Source organism: Paeniglutamicibacter sp. (assembly GCF_046714615.1).
Taxonomy (GTDB): Bacteria; Actinomycetota; Actinomycetes; order Actinomycetales; family Micrococcaceae; genus Paeniglutamicibacter.
Map to the genome: position 1 here is coordinate 1 of NZ_JBKKAP010000104.1, position 26,835 is coordinate 26,835.

The 26,835-nt window shown below is 67.8% G+C and carries 25 protein-coding genes and 6 tRNA genes; 9 read left to right on the forward strand and 22 right to left on the reverse strand.

The annotated features are described in order from the left end of the window. Positions 1-145: 145 nt before the first annotated feature. Entirely contained in the window at positions 146-1,573 is a 1,428-nt protein-coding gene (gene argG / locus ACLQ7E_RS12480) for an argininosuccinate synthase (protein ID WP_411732899.1), read from the reverse strand. 192 nt (positions 1,574-1,765) lie between these two features. On the opposite strand from argG, the gene ACLQ7E_RS12485 reads away from it, so the two are divergent. The 6 genes from ACLQ7E_RS12485 to ACLQ7E_RS12510 all read left to right on the forward strand — a co-directional run bounded on the left by ACLQ7E_RS12485 (position 1,766) and on the right by ACLQ7E_RS12510 (position 7,695). Beyond that, positions 1,766-2,740, forward strand: coding sequence for an aldo/keto reductase (locus ACLQ7E_RS12485; RefSeq protein WP_411732973.1), 975 nt, complete (start codon positions 1,766-1,768; stop codon positions 2,738-2,740). 3 nt (positions 2,741-2,743) lie between these two features. Further along, on the forward strand, positions 2,744-3,838 hold the full coding sequence (locus ACLQ7E_RS12490) for a nucleoside hydrolase (protein WP_411732900.1): 1,095 nt from the start codon (positions 2,744-2,746) through the stop codon (positions 3,836-3,838). Positions 3,839-3,967: 129 nt separating this feature from the next. Next, positions 3,968-4,774, forward strand: coding sequence for an ECF transporter S component (locus ACLQ7E_RS12495; RefSeq protein WP_411732901.1), 807 nt, complete (start codon positions 3,968-3,970; stop codon positions 4,772-4,774). 8 nt (positions 4,775-4,782) lie between these two features. Beyond that, positions 4,783-5,541 (forward strand): energy-coupling factor transporter transmembrane component T family protein, encoded by a 759-nt coding sequence (locus ACLQ7E_RS12500; RefSeq protein WP_411732902.1) that lies wholly within the window; start codon positions 4,783-4,785, stop codon positions 5,539-5,541. After that, positions 5,538-6,941, forward strand: coding sequence for an ABC transporter ATP-binding protein (locus ACLQ7E_RS12505; RefSeq protein ID WP_411732903.1), 1,404 nt, complete (start codon positions 5,538-5,540; stop codon positions 6,939-6,941). The genes ACLQ7E_RS12500 and ACLQ7E_RS12505 overlap by 4 nt, the downstream gene beginning before the upstream one ends. Before the next feature lie 97 nt (positions 6,942-7,038). Beyond that, positions 7,039-7,695, forward strand: a complete 657-nt coding sequence (locus ACLQ7E_RS12510; RefSeq protein ID WP_411732904.1) for a hypothetical protein — start codon at positions 7,039-7,041, stop codon at positions 7,693-7,695. Positions 7,696-7,737: 42 nt separating this feature from the next. Here the strand turns inward: ACLQ7E_RS12510 and ACLQ7E_RS12515 are convergent, their stop codons facing one another. The 10 genes from ACLQ7E_RS12515 to msrB form a co-directional block, all read right to left on the reverse strand. Then, on the reverse strand, positions 7,738-8,217 hold the full coding sequence (locus tag ACLQ7E_RS12515; RefSeq protein ID WP_411732905.1) for a Rieske (2Fe-2S) protein: 480 nt from the start codon (positions 8,215-8,217) through the stop codon (positions 7,738-7,740). A 99-nt stretch (positions 8,218-8,316) separates the two neighbouring features. Continuing rightward, positions 8,317-8,739 (reverse strand): ubiquinol-cytochrome c reductase iron-sulfur subunit, encoded by a 423-nt coding sequence (locus tag ACLQ7E_RS12520; RefSeq protein WP_411732906.1) that lies wholly within the window; start codon positions 8,737-8,739, stop codon positions 8,317-8,319. Positions 8,740-8,837: 98 nt separating this feature from the next. Next, entirely contained in the window at positions 8,838-10,970 is a 2,133-nt protein-coding gene (locus ACLQ7E_RS12525; RefSeq protein WP_411732907.1) for a 3-hydroxyacyl-CoA dehydrogenase NAD-binding domain-containing protein, read from the reverse strand. A 4-nt stretch (positions 10,971-10,974) separates the two neighbouring features. Then, entirely contained in the window at positions 10,975-12,213 is a 1,239-nt protein-coding gene (locus ACLQ7E_RS12530) for a thiolase family protein (RefSeq protein WP_411732908.1), read from the reverse strand. Between the two features lie 145 nt (positions 12,214-12,358). After that, positions 12,359-13,675, reverse strand: a complete 1,317-nt coding sequence (locus ACLQ7E_RS12535; RefSeq protein ID WP_411732909.1) for an HRDC domain-containing protein — start codon at positions 13,673-13,675, stop codon at positions 12,359-12,361. Between the two features lie 64 nt (positions 13,676-13,739). Then, on the reverse strand, positions 13,740-14,375 hold the full coding sequence (locus ACLQ7E_RS12540) for a DUF3000 domain-containing protein (RefSeq protein ID WP_411732910.1): 636 nt from the start codon (positions 14,373-14,375) through the stop codon (positions 13,740-13,742). Positions 14,376-14,473: 98 nt separating this feature from the next. Next, entirely contained in the window at positions 14,474-15,529 is a 1,056-nt protein-coding gene (locus tag ACLQ7E_RS12545; RefSeq protein ID WP_411732911.1) for a threonine aldolase family protein, read from the reverse strand. A 39-nt stretch (positions 15,530-15,568) separates the two neighbouring features. Beyond that, complete coding sequence (locus ACLQ7E_RS12550) at positions 15,569-16,297, reverse strand: SDR family NAD(P)-dependent oxidoreductase (protein WP_411732912.1); 729 nt, start codon at positions 16,295-16,297, stop codon at positions 15,569-15,571. A gap of 41 nt (positions 16,298-16,338) precedes the next feature. Then, on the reverse strand, positions 16,339-17,712 hold the full coding sequence (locus tag ACLQ7E_RS12555) for a DUF6421 family protein (RefSeq protein WP_411732913.1): 1,374 nt from the start codon (positions 17,710-17,712) through the stop codon (positions 16,339-16,341). A 216-nt stretch (positions 17,713-17,928) separates the two neighbouring features. Further along, positions 17,929-18,360, reverse strand: a complete 432-nt coding sequence (msrB, locus tag ACLQ7E_RS12560) for a peptide-methionine (R)-S-oxide reductase MsrB (protein ID WP_411732974.1) — start codon at positions 18,358-18,360, stop codon at positions 17,929-17,931. 130 nt (positions 18,361-18,490) lie between these two features. Here msrB and ACLQ7E_RS12565 point away from each other — a divergent pair, with 130 nt between their 5' ends. Then, positions 18,491-19,744, forward strand: a complete 1,254-nt coding sequence (locus ACLQ7E_RS12565) for an alpha/beta hydrolase (protein ID WP_411732914.1) — start codon at positions 18,491-18,493, stop codon at positions 19,742-19,744. Here the strand turns inward: ACLQ7E_RS12565 and ybaK are convergent. The 3 genes from ybaK to ACLQ7E_RS12580 form a co-directional block, all read right to left on the reverse strand. Then, positions 19,741-20,247, reverse strand: coding sequence for a Cys-tRNA(Pro) deacylase (gene ybaK / locus ACLQ7E_RS12570; protein WP_411732915.1), 507 nt, complete (start codon positions 20,245-20,247; stop codon positions 19,741-19,743). The genes ACLQ7E_RS12565 and ybaK overlap by 4 nt on opposite strands. Before the next feature lie 77 nt (positions 20,248-20,324). After that, positions 20,325-20,765 carry a SufE family protein gene (locus ACLQ7E_RS12575; RefSeq protein WP_411732975.1) on the reverse strand — a complete coding sequence of 147 codons (441 nt, stop codon included), beginning with the start codon at positions 20,763-20,765 and terminating at the stop codon, positions 20,325-20,327. A 13-nt stretch (positions 20,766-20,778) separates the two neighbouring features. Then, positions 20,779-21,687, reverse strand: coding sequence for a sulfurtransferase (locus ACLQ7E_RS12580; RefSeq protein ID WP_411732916.1), 909 nt, complete (start codon positions 21,685-21,687; stop codon positions 20,779-20,781). Positions 21,688-21,955: 268 nt separating this feature from the next. On the opposite strand from ACLQ7E_RS12580, the gene zapE reads away from it, so the two are divergent. After that, entirely contained in the window at positions 21,956-22,993 is a 1,038-nt protein-coding gene (zapE, locus tag ACLQ7E_RS12585; protein WP_411732917.1) for a cell division protein ZapE, read from the forward strand. Positions 22,994-23,137: 144 nt separating this feature from the next. On the opposite strand, the gene ACLQ7E_RS12590 is transcribed toward zapE, so the two are convergent. The 8 genes from ACLQ7E_RS12590 to ACLQ7E_RS12625 form a co-directional block, all read right to left on the reverse strand. After that, positions 23,138-24,334 (reverse strand): benzoate/H(+) symporter BenE family transporter, encoded by a 1,197-nt coding sequence (locus ACLQ7E_RS12590; protein WP_411732918.1) that lies wholly within the window; start codon positions 24,332-24,334, stop codon positions 23,138-23,140. 105 nt (positions 24,335-24,439) lie between these two features. After that, complete coding sequence (locus ACLQ7E_RS12595) at positions 24,440-24,667, reverse strand: antitoxin (RefSeq protein WP_411732919.1); 228 nt, start codon at positions 24,665-24,667, stop codon at positions 24,440-24,442. Positions 24,668-24,956: 289 nt separating this feature from the next. After that, a tRNA-Gly gene (locus ACLQ7E_RS12600) sits at positions 24,957-25,032 on the reverse strand. 34 nt (positions 25,033-25,066) lie between these two features. Then, a tRNA-Val gene (locus ACLQ7E_RS12605) sits at positions 25,067-25,138 on the reverse strand. Between the two features lie 149 nt (positions 25,139-25,287). Continuing rightward, positions 25,288-25,360 (reverse strand) — tRNA-Gly (locus ACLQ7E_RS12610). A gap of 34 nt (positions 25,361-25,394) precedes the next feature. Next, positions 25,395-25,466: transfer RNA gene (locus ACLQ7E_RS12615), tRNA-Val, on the reverse strand. Positions 25,467-25,489: 23 nt separating this feature from the next. After that, positions 25,490-25,560 (reverse strand) — tRNA-Cys (locus tag ACLQ7E_RS12620). A 62-nt stretch (positions 25,561-25,622) separates the two neighbouring features. Then, positions 25,623-25,695: transfer RNA gene (locus tag ACLQ7E_RS12625), tRNA-Gly, on the reverse strand. Positions 25,696-25,904: 209 nt separating this feature from the next. Between ACLQ7E_RS12625 and ACLQ7E_RS12630 the strand changes: the two genes are divergently transcribed. Then, positions 25,905-26,756 (forward strand): cytochrome, encoded by an 852-nt coding sequence (locus tag ACLQ7E_RS12630; protein ID WP_411732920.1) that lies wholly within the window; start codon positions 25,905-25,907, stop codon positions 26,754-26,756. The last annotated feature ends 79 nt before the right edge of the window (positions 26,757-26,835 follow it).

A 26,835-nucleotide genomic window follows, 5' to 3' on the forward strand; every position in this document is an offset into this window, starting at 1 on the left:
TTCTCGGGACACGGCGTTCCCCCACCAGGGGGGGGCCCCCCCGGCGGGGGGGCAAACACAGCGGGCGGGGCCCCTTTTGCCGATTTCTCGGCAAAAATGACCCCGCCCGCTGTGGCGGCCTCAAATGGCCGCCGGTGATGCATTTCTAGTCTGTGCCCGAATCAAAGGCAGCACGCTCAAGGGCGCGGTCGCCGGCCAGGTCATCGGCGTTGACTGCCTCGGCATCGACGATCGCTGACGCGCCGCCGTTTTCGAGCTCGCCGACCAGCTTCACGGTTTTCTCGCCGAGCAGGCCCTGGGCAGCGTACTGCTCCAGGCGCGAGCGGGAATCGGCGATGTCCAGGTTGCGCATGGTCAGCTGGCCAATGCGGTCCAGCGGGCCGAAGGCGGAGTCGCCAACGCGCTCCATGGACAGCTTGTCCGGGTGGTAGCTGAGGTTCGGGCCCACGGTGTCGAGCACGGTGTAGTCGTCGCCGCGGCGCAGGCGCACGGTGACGGTACCGGTGACGGCGGAGCCAACCCAGCGCTGCAGGGACTCGCGCAGCATCAGTGCCTGCGGGTCCAGCCAGCGGCCTTCGTACATCAGGCGACCCAAACGGCGGCCTTCTGCATGGTAGTTGGCCACGGTGTCTTCGTTGTGGATGGCGTTCAACAGACGCTCGTAGGTGATGTGCAGCAAGGCCATGGCCGGGGCTTCGTAGATGCCGCGGGACTTGGCTTCGATGATGCGGTTCTCGATCTGGTCGCTCATGCCCAGACCGTGGCGGCCACCGATCTTGTTGGCTTCGTCAACCAGGGCAACGGCGTCGGTGAAGACCACGCCGTTGATGGCGACCGGGCGGCCGGCCTCGAAGGTCACGGAAACGTCTTCGGTCTTGACTTCGACCGACTCGTCCCAGTAGCGAACGCCCATGATCGGTTCGACCGATTCCAGGGAGGTGTTCAGCAGTTCGAGGGTCTTGGCCTCGTGGGTGGCACCCCAGATGTTGGCGTCGGTGGAGTAGGCCTTTTCGGCCGAGTCGCGGTACGGGAAGTTGCGCTCGACGAGCCATTCGCTCATCTCCGAGCGTCCGCCCAGTTCCTGGACGAATGCAGGGTCAAGCCACGGCTTGTAGATGCGCAGCTTCGGGTTCGAGAGCAGGCCGTAGCGGTAGAAGCGCTCGATGTCGTTGCCCTTGTAGGTCGAACCATCGCCCCACACGTCCACGCCGTCTTCGCGCATGGCACGCACCAGCAGGGTGCCTGTCACGGCACGGCCCAGCGGGGTGGTGTTGAAGTAGGCCTTTCCGCCGGAGCGGATGTGGAAGGCGCCGCAGGCCAGGGCAACGAAGCCCTCTTCGACCAGGGCAGGCTTGCAATCGACCAGGCGGGCGGCCTCTGCACCGTATTCCAGGGCGCGGCCGGGAACGGCATCGATGTTCGGCTCATCGTATTGGCCGAGGTCTCCGGTGTACGTGTAAGGGATGGCACCCTTTTCACGCATCCAGGCAACGGCGACGGAAGTATCAAGGCCACCGGAGAACGCGATACCTACGCGTTCGCCAACGGGCAGGGAGGTGAGGACTTTAGACATAACCCCCATCTTAAGGGTTCATGGGCGTTTCCCGTGAACCCACGCCGCCTCGGCCGCGACACACTGTGCCACCCTCCGTGGTGCATGCTTGAATGCTTAGGCGGGCACAGCGGCCCGCCGCCAGATCCTTCCCGCACGCGCGAGGGGGTCGGCCAGTGACCACCGGTGAAAGGACTAATGCGCATGGGCGCCATGGAATACCGACGATTGGGAGCCTCCGGACTGGTGGTTTCGGCAGTGGGGCTGGGGTGCAACAACCTGGGCCGGGCAGGCACCGCCACCGAGGACCAGGCCGGGACCGACGCCGTCATCAATGCCGCCCTTGAGTCCGGAATCACATTCTTCGACGTCGCCGACACCTACGGCAAGGAGCCGGGGCTTTCCGAGACGATGCTCGGCAAGGCGCTGGGGGAGCGGCGCGACGAGGTCGTGATCGGCACCAAGTTCGGCATGGACATGAGCGGCGCCAACGGCAACGACTTCGGCGCCCGCGGCTCGCGCCGCTACATTATCCGGGCCGTGGAGGCGTCGTTGCGCAGGCTCGGCACCGACCACATCGACCTCTACCAATTCCACACCCCGGACCCGCTGACCCCCATTGCCGAGACGCTGTCGGCGCTCGATGATCTGGTGGCCGCCGGCAAGGTGCGCTACATCGGGCACTCGAACCGCGCCGGGTGGCAGATCGCCGAGGCCGAGTTCACCGCCCGCGCCCAGGGCGGGGCACGCTTCGTCTCCACGCAGAACCACTACAACCTGCTGGACAGGCGTGCGGAGCTCGAGGTTGCACCCGCGGCCCGGGCGTACTCCCTGGGCCTGTTGCCGTATTTCCCGCTGGCCAACGGCCTGCTGACCGGCAAGTACTCCGGCGGCAGCGCCCCGGAGGGCTCGCGGCTGACGCACGCGCGGCGGCACCTGATGGACACGGTCGACTTCGACCAACTGCGCAGCTTCTCCGACTTCGCCCGCGAACGCGGATTCACCGAGCTCGAGGTCGCGTTCTCCTGGCTGGCCGCCCAACCCGCGGTGGCCAGCGTCATTGCCGGGGCAACCCGCCCCGAACAGATCGAGGAGAACGCGTGCGCCGTTTCCTGGAAGCCGGGTCCGGAGGACCTGGCCGAGCTGGAGGCGATCTTCCCCGCGGTGCCCAAGATCGCGCTCTTCTAGGCGATGGCGATGCCCCGCACCCGGATCCTGCTGGACAACGACACCGGGATCGACGACGCCCTCGCCCTGGCCTACCTGGCCGCCTGCCCGCACGTTCAGATCGTGGCGGTCACGTGCTCTCCCGGCAACGTCGACGCCGACCAGGTTGCAGCGAACAACCGGGCGCTGCTGGCGCTGTGCGGGCAGCCGCAGGTGCCGGTGCTCATCGGGGCGCGGGAACCGCTGTGTGTCCCGCTGGTCACCACCCCGGAAACCCACGGCCCACAGGGCGTCGGCTACGCCACGCTGCCTGACCCGGGGCCCGCGGACCCGGGGCCCGCGGACCCGGGGCCCGCGGACGCGGGGCAGGACGACGCCGTCGATTTCTGGATTCAGGCCGCCCGCGCCCACCCCGGGGAACTGACAGCGCTGCTGAGCGCCCCGCTGACCAACTTCGCGCTCGCGCTGCGCCGCGAACCGAAGCTGCCCTGGCTGCTGGGCCGGGTGGTGATCATGGGCGGGGCCTTCTACCACCAGGGAAACACCACCCCGACCGCTGAGTGGAACACGCACGTGGACCCGCACGCCGCCGCCGAGGTCTACGCCGCCTACACCGCGGCCGCCGCGGCCGGGCTGGATGCCGACAGGCTGCCGATCGTGTGCTCGCTGGACACCACCGAGCGCTTCGAGATGCAGCCGGCCCTGCTCACCGACCTGGCCGAGGCGGCGGGCTGCGCGGACCCGGAGAACGTGCTCGCCGGGGACCCGGAGGGAACGCGCAGCCGCGCCTCGAACCCGCTGGTGCGCTACCTTTCCGACGCGCTGCGCTTCTACTTCGAATTCCACCGCGAATACGACCAGGGCTACATCGCCCACGTGCACGACTTCTTTGCCGCCGGGATCGCCGCCGGCACCGTGGAATACCGCAGCCGCCCGGCGACCGTGGATGTCGAAACCGGTTCCCCGCTCCTGTTCGGAACCACCGTGGCGGACTTCCGCTCGCTCTGGGGGAAGCCAGCAAACGCCCACGTGGTCTCCTGGAATGACCCGGAGGCCGGGTTCGCCGAGCTCGTTGACCGCCTCGGCACCCTGGCCAGGGCGCTGCCGCCGGCACCCTGAGCCTCCCGGCCACCGACGGCATCGGCTAGAATCGGTGACCGGGCCGAGGTGACATCAGGCCCTGTTCCCGCTTCCCGGCGCCACCGGCATCCCCCGGCGGTGCCCACCCGCACCCAAGGAATTTCCCCCATGTCACCGAACCTGACCCTGCCCGAAACCGCGACCGCGCACACGCTGCGCCGGCGCCTGATGGTCGCCGCCGGAGTGCTCCTGCTCCTTGGCACCTACACCGCACTGGTCCTCACCCAGCCTGCAGGCCTCACCGACGGCCTCGGCCAGGGCGTCGCCCTGGCCACCTTCGCCGCCTACCTGGTCGCCGCGCTCCTGCTGCTGGCAGCCGTGTTGCCCGAGCTGCCGGTCTCCACGCTCACCCTGATCCCCGTGGCGCTGGCGCTGAACATCGTGCTGGGCCAGTTCGTCGGCTCCGTGATGGTCCCGCTCTACCTGGACTCGCTGGGCACCGTGCTGGTCGGCTTCCTGGCCGGACGCCGGGCAGGCGCCGCCACCGGCGTGCTCGGCACGCTCATCTGGTCCCTGTTCAACCCGACAGTGCTGCCCTTCGCCGCGGGCGCCGCACTTGTCGGCTTCCTGGCCGGCACCGCCGCCCGCTTCGGCGCGCTGCGCCGCCCCTACCTGGCCCCGGTTGCAGGACTCTTCGCCGGGATCCTGGTGGGCGTGGTGTCGGCACCTGTTGCCGCCTTCGTCTTCGGCGGGACCTCCGGGGTTGGCACCGGAGCCCTGGTCGCCGCATTCCGCTCGATGGGCGACTCGTTGCTGGGGGCAGTGACCAAGCAGGCGTTGATCTCCGATCCGGGGGACAAGGCCATCGTCTTCCTGCTCGCCGCACTGCTCATCTACGCACTGCCCGGGCGGCTGACCGCAGGCTTCGCCTTCGTGCGCCGCTACCGGGTGCTCGGCCGCCGCGGCTCCCGCTAGGAGCGCCAATGCCCCGCACCGCGCCGCTGCATCCCTTCACCGTGCTCGCCCTCGCGGCGGCAGTCGTGGCCACCACCACGGCAGCCGGCCGTTGGTGGCTTAGCTGCACGGTGCTGTTGGGGTGCCTGCTGCTGGCGGTGTGGGCCCGCCGCGCCCGTAGGCTCACCGGGCTCGCTGCGGCCATCCTGGCACCCGCCTGGGGCTCCCAGCTGCTGATCCACGGGTTGGTCGATCGCACCGGAAGCCAGGTGCTGGCCGCGGCAGGCCCGCTGCGGATCACCGTCGAGGGGCTGCAGCTTGCCGTGGAACTGGGGCTGCGCACCGCGGTCCTGGTGGTCGCCGGGCTGCTCTGCACGCTGCTCATCGACCGCCACGACCTGGTTGCCGCGGTCGACCTCTCCGGCGCCCCGCCGCAACTGGGCTACCTGGTGGCGGCCACCCTGTTCATGCTGCCGACCCTGGCGCAGCGGCAGCGGGCCATCGGCGAGGCGCAGGCGCTGCGCGGGGCAGCCACCGGTGCCGGGCTCCTGGGCTGGTGGCGGCGCGTGCGCCTGCGCTCGGTGCCGCTGGTGCTCTCCGCCCTGCAGGACGCCGCCGACCGTTCGGCGCACCTGGCCGCGCGCGGCTTTCCCGCCGCGGGGCCGCACACCCGGTTGCGGACCGTGCCGGATTCGGCCATCCAGCGCCGGCTGCGCCGGGTTGCGCTGGTCTGCGTCGTCCTGGGACCGCTGGCCGTCCTGGCCCCGGCCTGGATGGAGCTGGCATGAGCGCGAGGGACAATGCGGTGCTCGGGCTGGAATTGGAGCGCTTCCGCTATTCCGGGGCCGGCGGCGACACGCTGGGCGGAATCAACCTGTCCCTGGCTCCCGGATCGCTGACGGTGATCGTGGGGGACTCCGGGTCGGGCAAGTCCACGCTCGGAGCCGTGCTTGCAGGGATGCTGCCGCGGCATGACGGCGACGAGCTGGAGGCAACGCTTCGCCTCGCCGGTGAAACGATCCGCCACACCATCGGGACCGGCCCGCGCATCGATCCGGTGGGGTGGGCCCGCCAGGTCGGGATGCTGCCCCAGGATGCCCGCCACTACCTCTCCGGGGTGCGCGAAACCGTTGAGGAGGAGCTGGCCCTCGGACTTGAGAACATCGGGGTGCCGCGCGCGCAGATGCGGGAGCGGATCGCCGCGCTCGCGGACCGGCTGGGGCTGCACGCCTTGCTGCCCCGCAATCCGGCCAAGCTCTCAGGTGGGCAGGAGCGCCTCGTGGCGCTGGCGGCGCTCGCCCTGGACGCGCCTGGCGTGCTGGTCCTGGACGAGCCGCTGGCAGGCCTTGACTCTGCGGCGGCAGCCCACGTGGCTGCCCTGGTGGGTCGGCTGCGCACCGGCGGTGCCGCGCTGGTGCTGCTCACCCGTTCCCTGGACCAGCTCGCGGCCGGCGCGGACCGGGTGCTGTTCCTGCGCGGGGGCAGCTGCCACCCGGCAGACACCGCTGAGGCGGCGGGCGCGATGCCGAAGGCACCCGCAACTCACCGGATCCCGCGGACCGACGCTGCGGTCCTGCTCGAATTCGCGGGGGCCGATCTCGGTTACCCCGGCTACGCCGACCCTGTCGTGGCCGGCCTGGACCTGCGGGTGAAGGCAGGTGAATGCATCGCGCTCGCCGGGGCGAACGGGTCAGGCAAGACCACCGTGCTCAAGGCCGCCGCCGGCCTGCTGCGCCCCGGCGCCGGAAGGGTCTGGAATCGAACCAGCGCCGGCGGGGCAGTGGGGCTGCTGCTGCAGAACCCCTCCGACCAGCTCTTCGAGCGGACCGTCCGCCGCGAGGTTGCCTTCGGCCTGCCGCGGCGCGGCCCGGAGAGGACCCGGGTCCCTGCGGTGTTGGCTTCGCTCGGGCTGGACGCTCATGCGGAGACCCACCCCTACGAATTGCCTGCCTCCGCCCGCCGGCTCGTCGCCCTGGCCACGGTGCTGGTGCGCGAGCCTCAAGTGCTGTTGCTCGACGAGCCGACCGAGGCGCTGGACGCGGACGGGTTGGCCCGGCTGCAGGCGGCGCTCGGGGCCGTGTTGGACCGGGGCGGGGCGGTGCTGCTCGCCACCCACGACGAGGCGTTCATGGCCGCCACCGCGCACCGCGTGCACCGCATGGAAGCGGCAGGGGCCACCCGGGCATAGGGCCGAAATCCGGTGCGCGAGTCACCCCATGGCGGTGTGCCCATCGTCCGGCCCGGTAGGGTGGGATTTCTTGGGGGCCAACGAGCCCAGGAGAAACATGCCGAAGGATTTTGAGCGGTGGGATGTGCTGATTCGCGACCAGCAGCGAATCGGGGTGCTCTACCGGAACCTGGAATCGAATGTCTTGCTGACCCGCGTCCTGGTTGAGGACGGTGTCGAACCTTACCGGGCCGAGTCGCGGGTGCGCCTGGATCCGGCCGCCAACAGCTGGGACCTGAGCTGGTTCCGGGACCGGAACATGGACCAGGCGCGGCTCATGCGCCGGGAAACCCAGGGTGCCCCCGTGGACTCCATGCCGAGCTTTGCCGACATCCTCATGTTGATGCGGGCCATCGAGGACCCCGAAAACCAGATGGCGTATTGGCGCCTGAACGAGGAGGGCCACGATTGGCAGGACCCCGTCACCCAACGCACCGCGGAACCCAATGCGCGGATCCAGCGGGTCGGCCCGCCCGAGGAGCTGTCCATCCCGTTGGGCACCACCCTTTCGACCCGGCGCTTTGAGGCCTGGGCCGACGGGTTGTTGATTGCCACCTACTGGGTCACCGAGGACAACGAGCTGGTGTGCACCCGCTGGGGCACGGGCCTCGCCGCGTTCGGGGTGCCCGGAGCCCCCAGCGACGCCGGCTGGCTCTCGCTATCCGGGCTCGATGAGCGAACCGTCGGGTTCATGACCCGCGGCTTTGATGCGTAGCACCGGGTCTCCGGCTGTCGCCGGGTCGCGTGAAGGCTCCGCCTAGATAAAGATCAGGACCTCATCGCCCTTGATCTCGGCGGCGAAGCGTTCCAGCGCGCCGCGGGCCGGACCGGCGACTGCCTTGCCGTCCTCGGGCTGGAAGTAGGAACCGTGGCAGGAGCAGTAGAAAGCCTCGCCGTTGGGCGACTTCGCGCCCACGGAACACCCCTGGTGGGTGCATATCGCCGTGTAGGCCAGCACGGTTTTCTTGTTCGGGCGAAAGAGCAGGAAACCTGCCTCCTGGCCCGCCGTCTCTCCCTGCGTGCGCACTGCGGAAACCGCCAGGCGCGTGCCCACGGCCAATTCCGCGGTTGTCGCCACGACGGTGCCCTCGCCGACGGGCTCAGGAGGGGCGGAAGGCACGTTGTTCGGTGCCGCGGAGGAACCGTCGCCGCAGGCGGCCAGGGCCAAGGTGGCGCCGGCGGCCATGGTGGTGCCGACGAAGGCGCGGCGCGTGCTGGGGGAGGAAAGCGAACTCATGCTTCCCATCATTCCATGCGCCCACGCAGGCAGGACCGAGGGGGCCGTGCGATGTCACTTACAACCGTGAGGTGGTGGCGCCGGCGCCCGGACACCCGGTCAGAGGTAGATCTGGACCTTGTCGCCCTCGATCGCGGCGGCAAATCGCGCCAGCGATTTCTTGGCGGGGCCCTGGGTCACCGAGCCATCGACTTTCGAGTACTTGGAGCCGTGGCAGGGACACTCGAAGATCTCGCCGCTGCCGGTGCCGACCTTGCAGCCCTGGTGCGTGCACACGGAGGTGTAGGCAAGGACAGTTGCCTCGTCGGGGCGGTAGAGCAGGTAGCCGCGTCCGTCGACCGTCACCGAGGCGGTGCCCTTCACCGGCAGCTTGGCCAGGTCCGCGGCGTCGTGGGCAGTGCCGCTGGCTCCGGGGAGATCCTGGGCCTTGTCTCCGGACCCGCATGACACCAAGGTCACCGCGGCACCGGCCACCAGCGAGGCCTCAATGACACTTCTGCGGGTGGGCAAAAGAGTGATCATTTGTTTCATACCCAAAGTGTCGCGCACAATCGCGCCAAGGTCGATGGATGCGCAGCATGAATCTTTCGGCCGCGCCCTTTCACCTTCCGGGGCCGGCCTCAGTCCTGGTGGAACTTCCTGCCGTTGACCCGCTCGGAGGCCCCCACCTGGTCGAGGTACGGAGTGATGCCGCCCAGGTGCATCGGCCAGCCGGCACCCATGATCATGCACAGGTCGATGTCCTCGGGACCGGCAACCACGCCCTCGGCGAGCATCAGCCCGATCTCCTGGGCCAGGGCGTCCTGGGTGCGCACCAGCAGTTCGCCGGCGGTGCTCGGGTTGTTCCCGAACTCCAGCAGGCCAAGGGTGGCGGTCGGGATTTCCGCGCCGCCGGCCTCGGTGGGCGCCCAGAGTGACTTGATGCCGTGGGAGATGAGCACCTGCTGGTTGCCCGAGACCCGGAAGCGCTCGCCGAAGGCTGCGTGCAGCGACTCGGAGACGTGGTGCGCGACCGGGATCCCGACCATTGCCAGCAGCGTGAACGGGGTCATCGGCAGCCCCATGGGCCGCAGTGCGCCATCGGCGACGGCCGCGTCGGTGCCGTCGTCAAAGGCGTTGGCGATCTCGCCCATCAGGCGCAGCAGGATCCGGTTCACCACGAAGGCTGCCTCGTCCTTGACCAGCACGCTGGTCTTGCGCAGCGCCCTGCCCACGGCAAAGGCGGTGGCCAGGGCGACGTCGTTGGTTTCCTCGGCGCGCACGCTCTCCAGCAGCGGCATCTGTGCGACCAGGTTGATGAAGTGGAAGCCCACCAGGCGTTCGGGGTGCGCCAGGTCCCTGCCCATCTCGGTGACCGACAGCGAGGAGGTGTTGGTGGCCAGGATGCACTCCTCGCTCACCACGGCCTCGACCTCGGCAAAGACCTGCTTCTTGACCGCAAGTTCCTCGAAGACGGCCTCGATGACGAAGTCGGCATCCGCGAAGGCCTCCTTGGACACCGAGCCGGTGACCAGGGCCTTGGTGCGGTTTGCTGCGTCGGTGGAGATGCGGCCCTTGGCCAGCTGCTTGTCGACCTCGCCGTGGATGTATGCCAGGCCCTTGTGAACCCGTGCGGCGTCGATGTCGGTGATGACCACCGGAACCTTGAGGTTCTTGGCGAAGAGCAGCGCCAGCTGGCCGGCCATGAGTCCGGCGCCGACCACGCCGACCTTGGTCACGGGCCGTGCCAGCTTGGCATCCGGGGCGCCGGCGGGGCGCTTGGCGCGCTTCTGGACCAGGTCAAGGAATGCGTAGACGGTGTTGTGGAAGGCGTTGGTCTGCATCAGCTCGGTCAGTGCCGCGATTTCCAGTGCGGCGGATTCCTTTTGCGTGATGGAGGCGCCGGCCTCAAAGATCTCCAGGACCTTGGCCGGTGCCGGAGCCGCGTTGGAGGTCTTGGATTCCACGAAGGCGCGGGCCTTGGCGGCTGCTGCGGCCCAGCGTGCGGCGACCTCGGGGTTGCCATTCGGCTCCACGGCATTCGGGCGCTGCACGGTCCTCGTGCCGCCGAGCACGGAATCGGCCCAGAGCAGGGATTGCTCCAGGAAATCCGCCGGCTCGAACAACTCGTCGGCAATCCCGAGCTTGGCGGCGGCGGTTCCGTCCAGCGAGCGGTTGTTGTTCAGCGGGTTTTCGATCATGACCGTCATGGCGGCCTCGGGCCCGGTCAGCCGCGGGAGCCGGTAGACCCCGCCCCAGCCCGGGACCAGCCCGATGAAGGCCTCGGGCAGGCCGATGCCGTTGGCTCCGGTGGAGACGGTGCGGTAGGTACAGGCCAGGGCGATTTCCAGCCCGCCGCCCAGGGCCACGCCGTTGATGAACGCGAAGGTGGGGACCCCGAGGTCGGCCAGCAGGTCATAGGCTGCGTGGCCCAGTCTCGCCATGGCTGCGCCGTTTTCCGGGGAGGCCAGCGACTTGACGCCGTTGAGGTCGGCGCCGGCGACCAGGTAGTGGGGCTTTCCCGTGATGGCCAGGGCGTGGATCTCGCCGGCCGCGGCGCGCTGCTTCTGGGCCGAAAGTGTTGCATGCAGTTCCAGCAGGGTGTTGGGGCCCAGGGTGGTGGGCTTGGTGTGGTCGAAGCCGTTGTCCAGGGTCAGCAGCGCCAGCTTCGCCCCACCGGGCAACATGACGTCTTCGACGAGGGAATGGGTGATGATCTCGTGGGGGACCAGCGAGGCGAGGGAGGCGAAGCTTTCAATGGTGCTCTGGCTCATGGCCTTAGGCATCCTTTCCGAAGTCGGCGTGGTGCGGGTTTTCCCACACCACGGTGCCGCCCATGCCCAGACCGATGCACATGGTGGTCAATCCGTAGCGGACGGTGGGGTCCTGCTCGAACTGGCGGGCCAGCTGGTTCATCAGGCGCACGCCCGAGGAAGCCAGCGGGTGGCCCACGGCGATGGCGCCGCCGTAGCGGTTCACCCGGGTGTCGGTGTCCTTGATCCCGTAGTGGTCAAGGAAGGAAAGGACCTGGACGGCGAAGGCCTCGTTGATTTCGAAGAGCCCGATGTCCTCGATGGAAAGTCCGGCCTGGGCCAGGGCCTTCTCGGTGGCGGGGACCGGGCCGATGCCCATGACCGAGGGCTCGACCCCGGCAAAGGCGTAGGAGACCAAGCGCATCTTCACGCTCAGGCCCAGTTCCTCCGCGGCCTGCGCGCTGGCCAGCACCGCGGCGGTGGCACCGTCGTTCAGGCCCGCGGCGTTGCCGGCGGTGACCCGGCCGTGGGCGCGGAAGGGGGTGCGCAACTCGGCCAGGGAATCGAGCGTGGTGCCCGGGCGGGGAGGCTCGTCGCTGGTATGCAGCTTGAAGCCCTCGCCGGGGCGGCGTGCCGCGACCGGGACCAGGTCCGGCTGGATGTCCCCTGCCGTGTAGGCGGCGGCAAGTTTTTGCTGCGAGGCCACCGCGTAGGCGTCGGCGCGTTCCTTGGTGATCGCCGGGAACCTGTCATGCAGGTTCTCTGCGGTGTTCCCCATGTTCAGGGCTGCCGGGTCAACGATGCGTTCGGAGAGGAAACGGGGGTTCGGGTCGGCGCCTGCGCCCATCGGGTGGTTGCCCATGTGCTCGACGCCGCCGGCGATGACCACGTCGTAGGCGCCGAAGGCGATGGAGCCGGCGGTGGAGGTCACCGCGGTCATGGCACCGGCGCACATGCGATCGATGGCGAATCCGGGGACCGACTGGGGCAGGCCGGCCAGCAGCGCGGCGGTGCGTCCGATGGTCAGGCCCTGGTCCCCGGTCTGCGTGGTGGCGGCGATCGCGACCTCGTCGATCCTGGCTGCGGGGAGCGAGGGGTTGCGGCGCATCAGGTCGCGGATGCACTTGACGACGAGGTCGTCGGCGCGCGTGCCGTGGTAGATGCCCTTCTCTCCGGCCTTGCCGAAGGGGGTGCGGACGCCGTCGACGAAGACGACGTCGCGGAGAAGCCGCGCGTTGCGCGTGTTCACTGGCTGGGGGCTCACCGGTACTCCTTGTGATCGGGATGGGGATGTGATCCACCCCATACGCTACTGGTGAGTAACTTAGAGTGCAAGCGACGCGCACCCGGGAAAGGAAATAGCCGGGCAGGTTCTTCCCGATATCGGAAAAAACCTGCCCGGCGATTCATCAGCGCTTGGCCAACGCGTCCGGGTCCAGCAACGCCACGGTGAGCACCGGGCCCACCAGGCCGATCTGCCATTCACGCGCACCCAGCGCCCGCAGGGCCGCCGACACGGTGTCGGGGTCGATCTCCGCCGGCGGGGTCCAACACAGCCGGCGCAGCGTGTCGGGGGTGAGCAGGTTCTCCGTGGGGATGTTCATGGCCTCGGCGGTGCGGGCCACCCGGGCGCGGGCGGTCTGCAGCCGCGCGGCGGCCACCGGGTCCTTGTCGGCCCAGACCTTGGGCAGTGGAGGCGAGTTCGAGGGCACCTGGTTGGGCGGCAGGTCGCTGGTCGCCGCGGCGTCCTGCAGGGCGCGCAGCCACTTGGGGGCGTCCTTGGAAGCCGAGCGGCCGTGGAAACCGGGGGTCTTCAGCAGTGCGGGAACACTCTTGGGCATGGCCTTGGCCGCGGCGACCAGCGCGGAGTCCGGGATCAGGCGGCCCGGGGCCACGTCCCGGGTCTGGGCCAGGGACTCGCGGGTTTCCCACAGGGCGCGCACCGCTGCCAGGGTCCGGCGGTCGCGGATCTGGTGCAGGCCGGAGGTGCGGCGCCACGGGTCCGTGCGGGGCGGCGCCGGGGGAGCCTTGCGCACCGCCTCGAATTCCTCCTCGGCGAACTCGAGCTTGCCGTCGGCCTCCAGGATCTTGATCAGTTCCTCGCGCAGCCGGTCAAGGACCTCCACGTCCAGGGCGGCGTAGCGCAGCCACGGCTCGGGCAGCGGGCGGGTGGACCAGTCGGCGGCCGAATGCTCCTTGGCCAGGCGCAGCCCCAGCAGGGACTCCACGGCGGGGCCCAGGCCAACGCGCGGCAACCCGGCAATGCGTGCGGCAAGTTCGGTGTCGAAGAGCCGCGCCGGGTCCATGCCCAGCTCGCGCAGGCAGGGCAGGTCCTGGGAGGCGGCATGCAGGATCCAGGTTTCGTCGCCGATGGCCTCCTGGATCGGATCGAGGTTCTCGAAGGGCACGGGGTCGATCAGCCAGCTGCCGGAACCCTCGCGGCGCAACTGGACCAGGAAGGCGCGCTGGCCGTAGCGGAAGCCGGAGGCCCGCTCCGCGTCCACGGAGACCGGCCCGGTGCCGGCGGCAATGGCGCGGGCGGCGCGCCGCAGGCCAGGTTCGGTGGTGATGACCTCGGGAACACCGTCGCGCGGCATGTCCAGCAAGACGGGCTCCGGGGGAGCCTCCTGCGGCGACTCGGCGGGTTCCGTGGCTTGCAAGGGCGCGGACGGTTCGTCCGTCACGGTGCTGTGGCTGGGGTTCGTGGCGTGGTGGGTACGGGTCATGGTCTAACGATTCTAGTACCGATTGTGCCCGGGCCGGATGTGCCGGGCCGCGGGCGCAAAGGTTCTAGGAGAGCCTGCGGTGCGGCAGCGCGGTGACACCGCTGGGCAGCGGGGGCAGGCCGGCAAAGGTGCAGACCATGTCGGCCCAGGCCTCGAGGTGGGTGGAGATGTCGTGGTCGCCCGGGGTCCAAGAGGCCCGCAGCTCGATGTCGATGGTCTCGCTGCGGTGCTCCAGGGTGCCGTAGCTTTCCGAGAGCACGCGGGTGGCGGTGCCGCCTGCCTCGCGGTAGTCGGCGCCGGATTCGTTCAGCGCGTCCAGCAGCCAGGTCCAGGCGACCGAGCCGAGCATGGTGTCGTTGCCCATTTCCGATTCCATGCGGGCCCGGATGTAGGTCACGATGCGGAAGGTGCCGTCCCAGAGTGCGGAACCGGCCGGGTCGTGCAGGAGCACGAAGCGCCCGGTGGCAAGTTCCTCGGCGTGCACCGGCGCCGCATTTTCCGCCTTGGCGCCGGGCACGTGGGCCTTGCGCGGGGTGCGTTCGTACACGTCTGCGGACAGGGCCAGGGCGTAGGGTGCCAGGCGGGCCGGGGCAGGGATCTCCTGGAGATGGATCTCGCGCCGGCAGCTGGCACGGCGAACCGCGGCCAGGGCTTCGAGGAAGGCCGGCGGCACTGCTTGGACTGGTCCGTTTGCACTCACATGGCGAGTCTAAAGTGTGGCCATGGCTTGGCCGCTTGCGGCACGCCGGGGAGCGGGAGGGCGTTGTGCCCCCTACTCACCGGCGTGCCTGCAACCATCTACTGCTTGGCAAGTTCCTCGGTGAGTGCGGCGACGAAGGAATCGACGTCGGACTCGGTGGTGTCGAAGGAGCACATCCAGCGCACCTGGCCCGCGGCGCGGTCCCAGTCGTAGAAGCGGAAGCGCTCGCGCAACGCATCGGCCACGGCGTTGGGAAGGGAGGCGAAGACGCCGTTGGACTGGGTCGGGTAGACCAGCTGAACGCCGTCGGTCTTCTGGACGGCGGCCGAAAGCCGGGCTGCCATCGCGTTGGCGTGCGCGGCCGAGCGCAGCCACAAATCCGAGCCGTAGAGGGCCAGCAACTGGGCGGAGATGAAGCGCATCTTGGAGGCCAGCTGCATGTTCATCTTGCGCAGGTACTTCATCGACTCGGCGGGCCCTTCCGCAAGGGTCACGATGCCTTCGCCGAACATGATGCCGTTCTTGGTGCCGCCCAGGGACAGGATGTCGATCCCGGTTCCGGTGGTCATTTCTCCCAGGCCCACACCCAGGGCTGCCGCGGCGTTGGATAGCCGGGCGCCGTCCATGTGCACGCGCATGCCCAGGGAGTGGGCGTGCTCCGTGATGGCTCGCAGCTCATCGAGGGTATAGAGGGTGCCGAGTTCGGTGGACTGGGTCAGTGAGACGGCCAGCGGCTGGGCGCGGTGCTCGTCCCCCCAGCCCCAGGCCTCCAGGTCGATGAGCTCGGGGGTGAGCTTGCCGTCGCCGGTGGGCACGGAGAGCAGCTTCATCCCGCCGATGCGCTCCGGGGCGCCGTTCTCGTCCACGTTGATGTGGGCGCTGGCGGCGCAGATGACGGCTCCCCAGCGCGGCAGCAGCGACTGCAGGGCGGTGACGTTGGCGCCGGTGCCGTTGAACACCGGGAAGATCGTGGCGGTTTCCCCGAAGTGCGAGGCGATGACGCGTCCGAGTTCCTCGGTGTATTGGTCCTCGCCGTAGGAGACCTGGTGCCCGCCGTTGGCCTCGGCCAGGGCGGCAAGCACCTCCGGATGGATCCCGGAGTAGTTGTCCGAGGCGAAGCCGCGCACCGAGGGGTCGTGGATCAAGGAAGTCACTGGCATTGCGTCCTAACAGGGGGGTTGCGGGAATGGGAATCAGCGGGTGGGCAGGTGGATCCGTGCGCCGTTGAGTGCCGCGGCATCGCCGGAGAAAAGCTCGATGGCCGCCGCGCCCAGGGTGGCGACGTCGGTGAAGCCGTCGGTGCCGCGCTCCGGGTGCGCCGCGCGGGTTGCGGCGTCGGTGAACGCCTTGATGACCCAGGTGACGGCGGCGGCACGCTGCGGCACCGGGTTGGCCTTGTTCCCCGACTGCGCGGCGCGCAGCTCCGCGGCCACGCAGCGCATCCAGGCCTCGGCCCCGGCCTTGGCCGTGGTGTAGTTGGCGTTGGAACCGGAGGGGGAGTCCACGGCGGTGGCCGAGACGATGGCGACGCGTCCGCGCCGCGAGGCCACCAGGTCGTCGCGGAAGACCCTGGTGGTGTTGCGCAGCGTGGTGACCACCTGGGTGTGCAGGAACTCTGCGTCGTCGTCGCTCTGCCCGGCCAGGCCCTTGCCGCCGCGCCAGCCGCCGACCAGGTGCAGCAGCCCGTCGATGGGCCCGCGCTCGGTGTCGATGAGCTGGTGCAGCTCGGTCACCGCGGCGTGATTGGCCAGGTCGACCTCGTAGCGCCCGTGCACGAAGGGCAGGCGCTCGGCCAGCCGCTCCGCATCGGAACCTGCGGCCAGCACCGTGGCGCCGGCCGCGCACAGCGCGTGCGCCGCCGCGACGCCCGAGGCGCTGGTCGCCCCGGCAATGAGTACTCTCAAGTCAGTGAGGTCAGCCATGGAACAGATTCTAGCCTTCGCTTCTCGGATCGGCAGGTGTCTCAGATGGACGAGTTGCCGGTTATGCCGATGGTGGACTCGATGACCGGGCGCAATTTCTTGGCCAGCGCCTCGTAGAACATCGAGTGCGGGAACTCGTCGTCGAGGACCTGGTTGGTCAGCTCGCGCAGCGCAGAGGTCAGCGGGAGCGCGTCGGGGCCCTTGGCCCACACCGAGGCCGGGTGCGGGGTCAGGGTCGCGGAGACCAGCTCGTAGGCGGCCAGCCAGTGGGCGAGCTTCGGGCGGTCGATCGAGCGCCAGTACAGTTCGTCGATGGCGTCGCCCAGGGCCGAGACCACCGCGGGGACCTGGTCCCAGTCGATGGACAGCTTGGTGTCGGTCCAGTGCAGCACGTGGTGCTGGTGCATCCAGGCGAAGAGCAGCTGGCCGCCCACGGCGTCGTAGTTGCGGGTGCGGGTCCCGGTCATGGCGAAGCGGAAGATCCGATCGAAGATCACCGCGTACTGCACCAGCAGCGCACGGTGGGCCGTGGTGGCATCCGTCGAGGCGTCGTGCTGGATCTTCACGCATTCACGGAATGCGGTGAGGTCGCAGCGCAGCTCCTCGAGCGAGTAGAGGAAGTAGGGCATGCGCTGCTTGATCATGAACGGGTCGAAGGGCAGGTCCCCGCGCATGTGGGTGCGGTCGTGGATGAGGTCCCACATCACGAAGGTCTCTTCGGTGAGGTTTTGGTCCTCGAGCATTGCCGCGGCATCCGCCGGCAGCTCCAGGTTGGTGATCTGGGCGGCGGATTTCAGCACGCTGCGGAAGCGGGCTGCCTCGCGGTCCTGGAAGATGGCTCCCCAAGTGAAGGGCGGGGTTTCGCGGATGGCGACCGATTCGGGGAAGAGCACCGCGGAGTTGGTGTCGTAGCCGGGGGTGAAGTCCAGGAAGCGCAGCGGGACAAAGAGCTTGTTGGAGTAGTCCCCGGCCTCCAGCGCGGAGATGAACTCGGGCCAGATGACCTCGACGAGCACCGCCTCGAGCAGCCTGTCGGTGGATCCGTTCTGCGTGTACATCGGGAAGAGCACCAGGTGGCGCAGGCCGTCCTCGCGCGCCAGCTGCGGCGCGAAGGCCTGCAGCGCGTCAAGGAAATCGGGGACGCCGAACCCGGCGGCTTCCCACTTGGCCAGGTCCGAGACCAGCCCCTCGAGGTAGGTCGCATCGTGCGGGAACTGCGGGGCCAGGGCGTGCAGTGATTCGGCGATGGTCCCCGCCAATGCCGCGGCGCGCGCCTTGTCGGCTTCCGCCGGAACCGCGCCGTCCTGTCCCTGGAGAACCTGGAACTCGGTGGCCGCGGCCTTCAGCGCCACCCACGGCGCGGAGTTGACGAGCTCTGAGTTGGACAGCGGCTTCGGAAGAGTTGCCTGTGACATGGTGGGAGACCCCTTTCGGTACGGCCGGACACGCCGCGCGGATGCTGCGGACCTTAGCTTGCTTCCAGCGTACTGAGGGGTCATGGTTGCTGATCGAAAAACGGCGTAAGCATCAGCAATGCTGTTGCATGCGGCCTGCCGCGGGCACCAAGGCATGCGTGCGGGGAATGCTCGGCGTCCGGGGCCCCGGAAGGTGCCCCGAAACCGTGGCGCCGGCTAGCTGGTCTTGAGCCGCAGCGAGACCGAATTCATGCAATAGCGCTGGTCGGTGGGGGTTTTGAAGCCCTCGCCCTCAAAGACGTGGCCCAGGTGCGAATCGCAGGCGGCACAGCGCACCTCGACGCGGACCATGCCGAGCGTGGAGTCGCGGATGTACCGGACCCGGTCCTCGGCCAGCGGGGCGAAGAAGGACGGCCACCCGCAGTTGGCATCGAACTTGGCGTTGGAGGTAAAGAGTTCCTGGCCGCAGGCGCGGCATTCGTAGACACCCTCGGTGGTGGTGTCCCAGTACTCGCCGGTGAAGGGACGCTCGGTCCCCGCCTTGCGCAGGACCTGGTATTCCTCCGGGGTCAATTCGGTGCGCCACTGCTCATCGCTCTTGGTGACGCTCGGCGTGGCGGGGGCGTTGGACTGTTCTGGGGGCTGGATTTCACTCACACAACGCACAACACCGGTGTGGGCGCGCTCATTCCCGAATGCTGCCGGCACAACACGGGCCCGGAATCCCATGCCCGCCAAAACCACAAGGTGGTGGCCATTGTTTGCAATGATGGTAGGCATGAAGGAACAACTTTCCCCGAGGCCCCCGCGCGCACGATCGGCTGGCAAGGGCCTGAGCTGGGCGCTGCTGGGCGTCGGCGTCGGCGCGGCGGCAGGATCGGTGTTTGCCGGCAGCGTTTCGGCGCTGGCTGCCTATTTCGCCCGCCGCGTGGTGACGCCCGACGCGGAGCCGGACCAGAGCCTGGAGATCCTGGCACTGGTGCCCACCGAGGAGGGCCGGGACGTGATCCTGTCCGCGAACAAGGATTCCACGGCCCCGGGACGCTACTCGCTGTTCTTCTCCGCCGACACCGGGCACGCGCGCCTGGGCGAACCCAAGGGCTACCGCCTGGGCGACGGCACCGTGACCCGGGCGGTGGAGCAGGTCTACTTCGGCGACCTTTCCGCCGCCGCCCGCGGACGGCTTTCCGGAATCGTTTACGACTCGCCCGAGGACCTGGACGTGAAGTACAGCGAGGTCGAGATCCCGATCATGGGCGGAATGGCCCCGGCCTGGTTCATCGAGGGGGAGACCGAGGCCGACACCTGGGCCATCTGCGTCCATGGACGCGGGGCCAACCGCAAGGAGGGGCTGCGTGCCGTCCCGACGCTGCAGCGGCTCGGGCTCAGTGCGCTGCTGGTCTCCTACCGCAACGACGGGGTGGCCCCGGCCGCGGTCGACGGGCGCTACGGGCTGGGGGCCACCGAATGGCCGGACATCGAGGCGGCCATCGACTACGCAATTGACCAGGGGGCGAAGGAAATCCTGCTCTTCGGCTGGTCCATGGGCGGGGCCATTGCCCTGCAGGTGGCCGACAAGTCGCGGCACGCACGCAGGATCGGCGCACTGGTGCTCGACGGGCCGGTGATCAACTGGATCGACGTGCTCTCGCACCAGGCCAAGCGCAACCGCATCCCCGAGGCCGTGGGCGAGTTCGGCCAATGGCTGCTGGGCAACAAGGCAGGACGCTGGATGACCGGGCTGGCGGCGCCCCTGGACCTAAAGATCCTGAACTGGGTCGAGCGGCACGACCAGCTGCGCATGCCCACCCTGATCCTGCACAGCGAGGACGACGACTTCGTCCCCATCGGCCCCTCGGAACAGCTCGCCGAGCTGAGCCCGCAATTGGTGGGCCTGCGGCGCTTCAGCCGGGCAGGGCACACCCGGGAGTGGAACGTCGACCCGCAGCGCTGGGAGGCCGAGGTCACCGCCTTCGTCCAGGGCGTCCTCGATGCCCCGCGCCCGGGGGATGCCGCCGCCACCGGGAACTAGTGGGAGATGTGGGCCGTCTCTGCCTCGGTCAGCCGCTGCAGGTCCGCCGGGGCCAGCTCCAGGTCGAGCCCGCGGTGCCCGCCGGAGACATAGATGGTCTCGTGGGCCAGGGCGCTGGCCTCAAGGAGCGTGCGCAAGCGGTTGCGCTGGGCCAACGGTGAAATGCCGCCCAGCACGTATCCGGTCCGGCGCTCGGCCACCGCCGGGTCGGCCATCTCCACCTTCTTCAGGCCCAGTGCCGTGGCCATGGCCTTGAGGTCCAGTGACCGGTCGACCGGAATGATGCCCACCACCAACGCCGCGGGCCCCGGTTCCCCGGTGGACACCAGCAGCGTCTTGAACACCCGGGCCGGGGGAACCCCGAGGGCCTCGGCGGCTTCCATCCCGTAGTTGGCCTCGGCCGGGTCGTGGGTGTAGGAGTGCACCGTGTAGGGGACTGACTCGCGGTCCAGCAGCGTGGTCGCCGGTGTGCCTGTCGAATGTGTGTTCTTTTTCTTGGACATGGGCTTTCGGGATCCTCCATTAACGGGGTTTGGGCGTCGGCACGTGCCGACGCCCAAACATCTTCGATGGTTTCGGCCTATGAGCCGGCAGCGGCTACCCGCTCGCTGACCTGTCGCTTGATACGGGCAAGCATGGCACTCATGCCGCGCAAACGCAACGGCGTCAGGGCCCGGGTCAACCCCAGCAGCTGCGGCATGTCGTCGGGGACGCCCAGCACCGCGGCGGCGGGGAGCCCGTCGAGCCCCTGGTGGAGCACCGAGGCGAAGCCGCGGGTGGTTGGCGCCTGCGGGGGAGCGGAGAAGAACAGCGAGACCCGGTGCTCGCCTTCGGGCTCCACCTCGATGTTCAGGAACAGCGGGGTCTGGCACTCCATGACCTGTTCCAGCAGGTCCGGGTGCTCGGCCAGGCGTGCCGGGAGCTCGGGGAGTTCCTCGGAGAAGTCAAGCAGCATCTCCAGGCGCTCGGGCTCGGTGACGGACTGGAAGTCCTCGACGATCTCGGCCAGGGCCGGTGGCATTTCACCCATGTGGCTACGCCCCGAATCCCGCGGGCACGGCGCCGGGCTCGATGCCCTTCACGATGGGGACGCGCACGGCGTTGCCCCATTCGGTCCACGAGCCGTCGTAGTTGCGCACGTTTTCGAAGCCGAGCAGGAACTGCAGGGCAAACCAGGTGTGGCTGGAGCGCTCGCCGATGCGGCAGTAGGTGATGATGTCGTCGCCCGCCGCCAGCCCTGCCTCGCCAAGATAGATTGCCTCGAGCTCTGCGCGGGACTTGAATGTGCCGTCCTCGGCCGCGGCGCGCGCCCAGGGCACGGATGCCGCCGTCGGGATGTGCCCGCCACGCAGCGTGCCCTCCTCCGGGTAGGCCGGCATGTGGGTGCGCTCGCCGGTGAACTCCTCGGTGGAGCGCACATCGATCATGGGGTTGCCGAAGTGCTCCAGCACCTGGGGCAGGAACGCGCGGATGACGGTGTCGTCGCGGTCGATGACCGGGTAGCTGGTGGGCGCGACGACCGGCTTCTCGCGGGTGGTCTCGCGGCCCTCGGCGATCCACTTGTCGCGGCCGCCATCGAGCAGGCGGACGTCTTCGTGGCCGAAGAGGGTGAAGACCCACAGCGCGTAGGCTGCCCACCAGTTGGACTTGTCCCCGTAGATGACCACGGTGGACTCTCGGCCGATGCCCTTGGACGCCATCAGCGCGGCGAAGCGCTCGCCGTCGACGTAGTCGCGGGTGTCTTCGTCGTTGAGCTCGGTGTGCCAGTCGACCTTCACCGCGCCGGGGATGTGGCCCGTGGCGTAGAGCAGGATGTCTTCGTTGGACTCGACAATGACCACGCCCTCGGTGGAAAGGTTGGCAGCCAGCCAGTCGGTGGACACCAGCCGTTCGGGATGGGCGTAGCCGGCGAATGAGGGATTGGAGTCGATGGGAAGGCTCATGGTGGATTGACCTCGCAACAAGAAAATCGGGGGAATGGTGTTGCTTCCAGCCTAGCGATCCGGGGCGCCGCCAGCGGCGATGCGAAGCCATTCGACGCCATATTTCGCTCCAAGCGTCGGCTTTGGCGCCAGGGACCGCGGGACGGCACCGCGAGACAGAGCTGCCCGCTTTAGTGGTTGCCGAACGTCTGGGCATAAAATGGCGGGGGCGTGTCTTTGCGCCGCGCACGCACACCACCATCCGAAGATTTAAGGACCGTTCCGCCGTATGGCCACGATTACGCATCTTTCCCAACGGACCCCAACGGTCTCCATTGACGACCTGCTTGCCGGCTTCCACCCGTCATATCGCTTCGGCGAGGTGTCCTTCGACACCTACCGGCCGGACCCGGCCTGGCCCACCCAGGCCGAGGCAGTCACCAAGCTCAGGCACTTTGCCTCGACCATCGGCAATTCCAAGGGCGGCTTCCTGGGCAAGCTCTTTGGCAAGAAGAAGGTCGAGAAGTCGGGCATGTACCTCGACGGCGGATTCGGCGTGGGCAAGACGCACCTGCTGGCCTCGCTGTGGCACCTGGCCCCCGGCCGCAAGGCCTTCGGCACGTTCGTGGAGTACACCAACCTGGTCGGTGCGCTGTCCTTCCGCCAGACCGTTGAGGTCCTGAGCACCTACTCGCTGGTCTGCATCGACGAGTTCGAGCTTGATGACCCGGGGGACACCGTGCTGATGTCCCGCCTCATGCGTGAGCTTTCCGATGCCGGCGTGAAAATCGCAGCGACCTCCAACACGCTTCCCGGCGCACTGGGCGAGGGACGCTTTGCCGCCGTGGACTTCCAGCGCGAGATCAAGGTGCTCTCCGAACAGTTCGACGTGCACCGCGTGGACGGCGTTGACTTCCGCCACCGCGGCCTGCCCGACGCCCCGGTGCCCCTGGAGGACGGTTCCATCGAGGAGTTCGCCGTAGAGCGCTACGGGGACAAGTCCTTCTCCGTTGACGAATTCGCGGACCTGGTCGGGCACATGTCCAAGGTCCACCCCAGCCGGTACCGTGCCTTGCTGGCCGAGACCGACGTGCTGGTGCTGCACAACGTCGAGACGATCACCGAGCAGGCGGTGGCGCTGCGCTTCGTCGTGCTGGCCGATCGCCTGTACGACAAGGACGTGCCGATCATTGCCTCCGGCAAGCCGTTCAGCGAGCTGTTCACCGCGGAAATGATGGCCGGCGGCTACCAGAAGAAGTACTTCCGTGCGGTCTCGCGCCTCACCGCCCTGGCTCGCGAAGGCCAGACCGGGGAACGCGCGCTGTAGTCGCCACGAACGAAGGCCGTGTCGGCCTGCACCCGCAAGCACCTCGTTCCTGAGGGGGAGCGGGGGCGGGCGTCACGGCCTTTTTCATGCATTCCCCGGGGAAGAACCGCGGTTTTCGGCCCCAGGGGTTGTTACTGCGCAGGGTCAGTGGCGTTTGCGTTCGATGAGCAGGCGCAGGGCAAGGCCGGCGACCAAAGCCCAAAACGCCCCGCCGATCCCGGCGAAGCTCAGGCCCGAACCGGCAATCAGGAATGCGACCAGGGAACTCATCCGGCTGGAGGGATCCGACAGGGCGGAGGAGGCAGAGGCACCCAGGGTGCCCAACAGAGCCAGGCCCGCAGCTGCCTCCAGCAGGCCCTCGGGGCTAGCGGTGGCCAATGCGGTGATTGCGGCCGACGCCAACCCGAGCAGGATGTAGAAGCCGCCGGAGGAAACCGCCGCGATCCACCGTCTGGACCTGTCTTCCCCTGCCTCGTCCCCGGCGGCGAGGGCGGCGGAAATCGTCGCAAGGTTGATGGCATGCCCGCCAAAGAGCGCCGCCGCGGAGCTGCCGATTCCGGTGGCCAGCATGGAGGCGCGCCACGGCGTTTCGTAGTTGAAGCTGGCCAGCACCGCCACGCCCGGAACGTTTTGCGAGGCCATCGTGACCACGAAGAGCGGCAGGGTGATTGCGGTGAACGCCTCGAGGCTGAACGCCGGTGCGGTGAATTCGAGGCCCGGCAGCAACTGGCCCATCACTCCCGCAGCGTTGGCCTGTCCCATGGAAAACCCTGCGATGCCCAATGCCGCGGCCATCGCGGCGGGAACCGCCCACCGCGGACTCAGCCGCAGGAAGACCAGCCAGACCACGATGACCGGGGCGACATGGAACGGGATGGTGGATAACGCCACAAAGGGCGCCAGGCAGAGCTTGAGCAGCACGCCGGCCAGCATGGCCTGGGCCAGTGGCACCGGGATCGCGGCCAGGAGCCGGCCCAGCCAGGGGATGGCCCCGGTGGCGGCAATCAGCACGCCTGTCATGATGAAGGCTCCAACCGCCTCGTTCCAACCGAAGTTCACCGCGGCGGCCCCGGCCAGCAACGCGGCACCGGGGGTCGACCAGGCGGTGGTGATGGGTCGCTTGGTGAGCCACGCCAGACCGACCGCACAAATTGCCAGTGCAATGGTGAGGGCGAAAAGTCCCGAGGCGGCCTGGGCGTCCGTCGCCCCGACGGCCTTGAGCCCGCTCAGCACCACGGCAAAGGACGAGGTGTATCCGACCAATGCGGTGACAAGACCGGCCATGATCGGCTGCGCAAGTGCGGATCGCCGTGGAGGGCTGGGTGTGGCGGTGGAGGTCAATTCAATTCTTTCCGTGCAAACAACAGGTGCCGGTTCCGCCTCACGGCGGTACCGGCACCCGTTTGTCGTGCCTAGGGCAAGAGTCCTAGCAAGCCAGGCAGGAACCTAGACGGTCGGCGTGCCGCCGTCGCCTTCATCCTTGTTGAGGAGGCCCTTTGCGCCATCCTGAACCTTGTCGACGTGCTCGGAGAACTTTCCACCGGTCTTTTCGTCGATGAAGTCGCCGGCGTTGTCGATGGCGCCACCGATCTTGTCCGAGTTTTCGTGAATCAACCCAGCCGCCTTGTCCTTCAGTTCTGCGGCCTTGCCCTTAAGCTGGTCAAAAATAGACAAAAGGCACCTCCTCTCAGTCGTGGGGGCATGGAAAGCCCCCGTCTACGATTCATCCTATGCGGAGTAGGGTCCGAATCAAGGGCATTTGGGCTAACTTGTTCCGTGATACGAGTCTGACTTGCAATTATTCGCCCGCAAGAGCTGTGGGTTTCCCGTGCGGGGCATTGGCGGAATTGACCCGAAATTCCGTGCAGTGAGCTCAATCTGGAAGGACTCTGGGCCCAAGCGGAGGGAACGGATGTTAAACAAGTAGATCGTGTGATTTGGAGAAATCACACGATCTACTATTTGGAGTGGACAACGAGGTTCGAACTCGCGACCTCAACCTTGGCAAGGTTGCGCTCTACCAGCTGAGCTATGTCCACCTGAACAATCAATACCTAAAGTATAGACTCTTCGTGGGCGATACTGGGATCGAACCAGTGACCTCTTCCGTGTCAGGGAAGCGCGCTACCGCTGCGCCAATCGCCCATTTGGGGGTGCTGCATCTGAACTATATCTTGGATTTGCGACCTGCAAAATGGCAATCCACATATTCGTTCGGGTACCGCGGTGCTTTCCCGGGGGAAAACACAAAGAATAGGGCCTCTCTTCGAAAAGAATGGAGGCCCGATCTTCAGAGTGGACAACGAGGTTCGAACTCGCGACCTCGACCTTGGCAAGGTCGCGCTCTACCAGCTGAGCTATGTCCACGTGAAAAACCAACACGCCAGGTGTGGATTCTTCGTGGGCGATACTGGGATCGAACCAGTGACCTCTTCCGTGTCAGGGAAGCGCGCTACCGCTGCGCCAATCGCCCATACTACTTACAACATTCCTACGAGGTGGGGACGGGATTCGAACCCGCGTAAACGGCTTTGCAGGCCGGTGCCTCGCCTCTCGGCCACCCCACCATAACCATTCGGTAATATACCTCGTGGTTAGATCGGCAAGCCGATCCGGTGATTCAAATGCGAGTGGACAACGAGGTTCGAACTCGCGACCTCGACCTTGGCAAGGTCGCGCTCTACCAGCTGAGCTATGTCCACATGAAAGAAGTGCAATCTCCCGGAAAGTTTCCGTTCCGTTTGGCTGCGTTCCAACGAGTAAAAACTCTATACGACGTTTCACCAAAGTTCCAAATCGGCGCATTCCTGCGCCGACATGCAGCAAAGAACCTTGTGATCCCGCGGTTTTTGACTGGCCCGGAAACGCCCGAAAACGGCAAAACGTCGCCGGAACGTGGAAAAATCTTCATATGACTTCACCAGCATTGGCCCAACAGACCGAATTTGGGCGCATGTATGCCAGAAAAATCGGCGCACTTCCGGAGGTTCCGTCCATCACCACTGTCATTGGGCAGGAAAAAATGGATCTGAACGGTTGGATAGGTCACATGGCCGCCACGGCCGTGGTGCAGGACACCAGGCTGGGCGAGGCCGTCGGGAACGCCGCCAAACTCAAGGCGCTGGCGCGCCAGGCCTCGAACGCGGCGGCGGATTATCGTGATTTGGCGGCGGCCCGCGGGGACCGGGTGCACCAGTACTGCGAGCAAATTGCGTTGCGTGCCATGGGAAAGCCGCACCAGGCCGCCCAGGCCCGCGAAGCGCTCAGCGCCAACAATGAAGAACCCTTTGCCGGGCGCTTTGACGAGTGGTGGGAGACCTACCAGGTGCAGCCGCTGGCCGCCGAGGTGACGGTCTGGAACTCGAGCATCGGGTACGCCGGCACCCTAGACCTGGTGGCCACCATTGGCGGGCGGCTGTGCCTGATCGACTACAAGACCCGCGGCACCACTCGGGATGGCCGGGTCAGGCCCCTGGATCCCAAGGTGGTCATGCAGCTGGCCGCAGGCGCCAAGGCCGAGGAAATGGTCGTTGACCCCGCCGCGGGCATCTGGGAACAGTGGAAATACTCACAGGACCCGATGCTGCTGGGCGTGGCAATCGGCGAAACGGAAGTCCAGACAGTGATGGCCAATCCGGAGGTCCTGCCCGCCTACTGGTCGAAGTTTTGGTCGCTGCGCCAGGTGTGGGGCGCCACCCAGAAGGTTGGCGATGCCGGGATGGCCCTGCGCGAGGTGGGTCCGCCACCGCCACCGGTGGCCTGAGGCGGTCGGTAGACTGGTTGGCAGGGGACAGGTGCGCCGATAGAGCTTGGTCGTGCCCGTCCGCCGTCATCCACAGCAC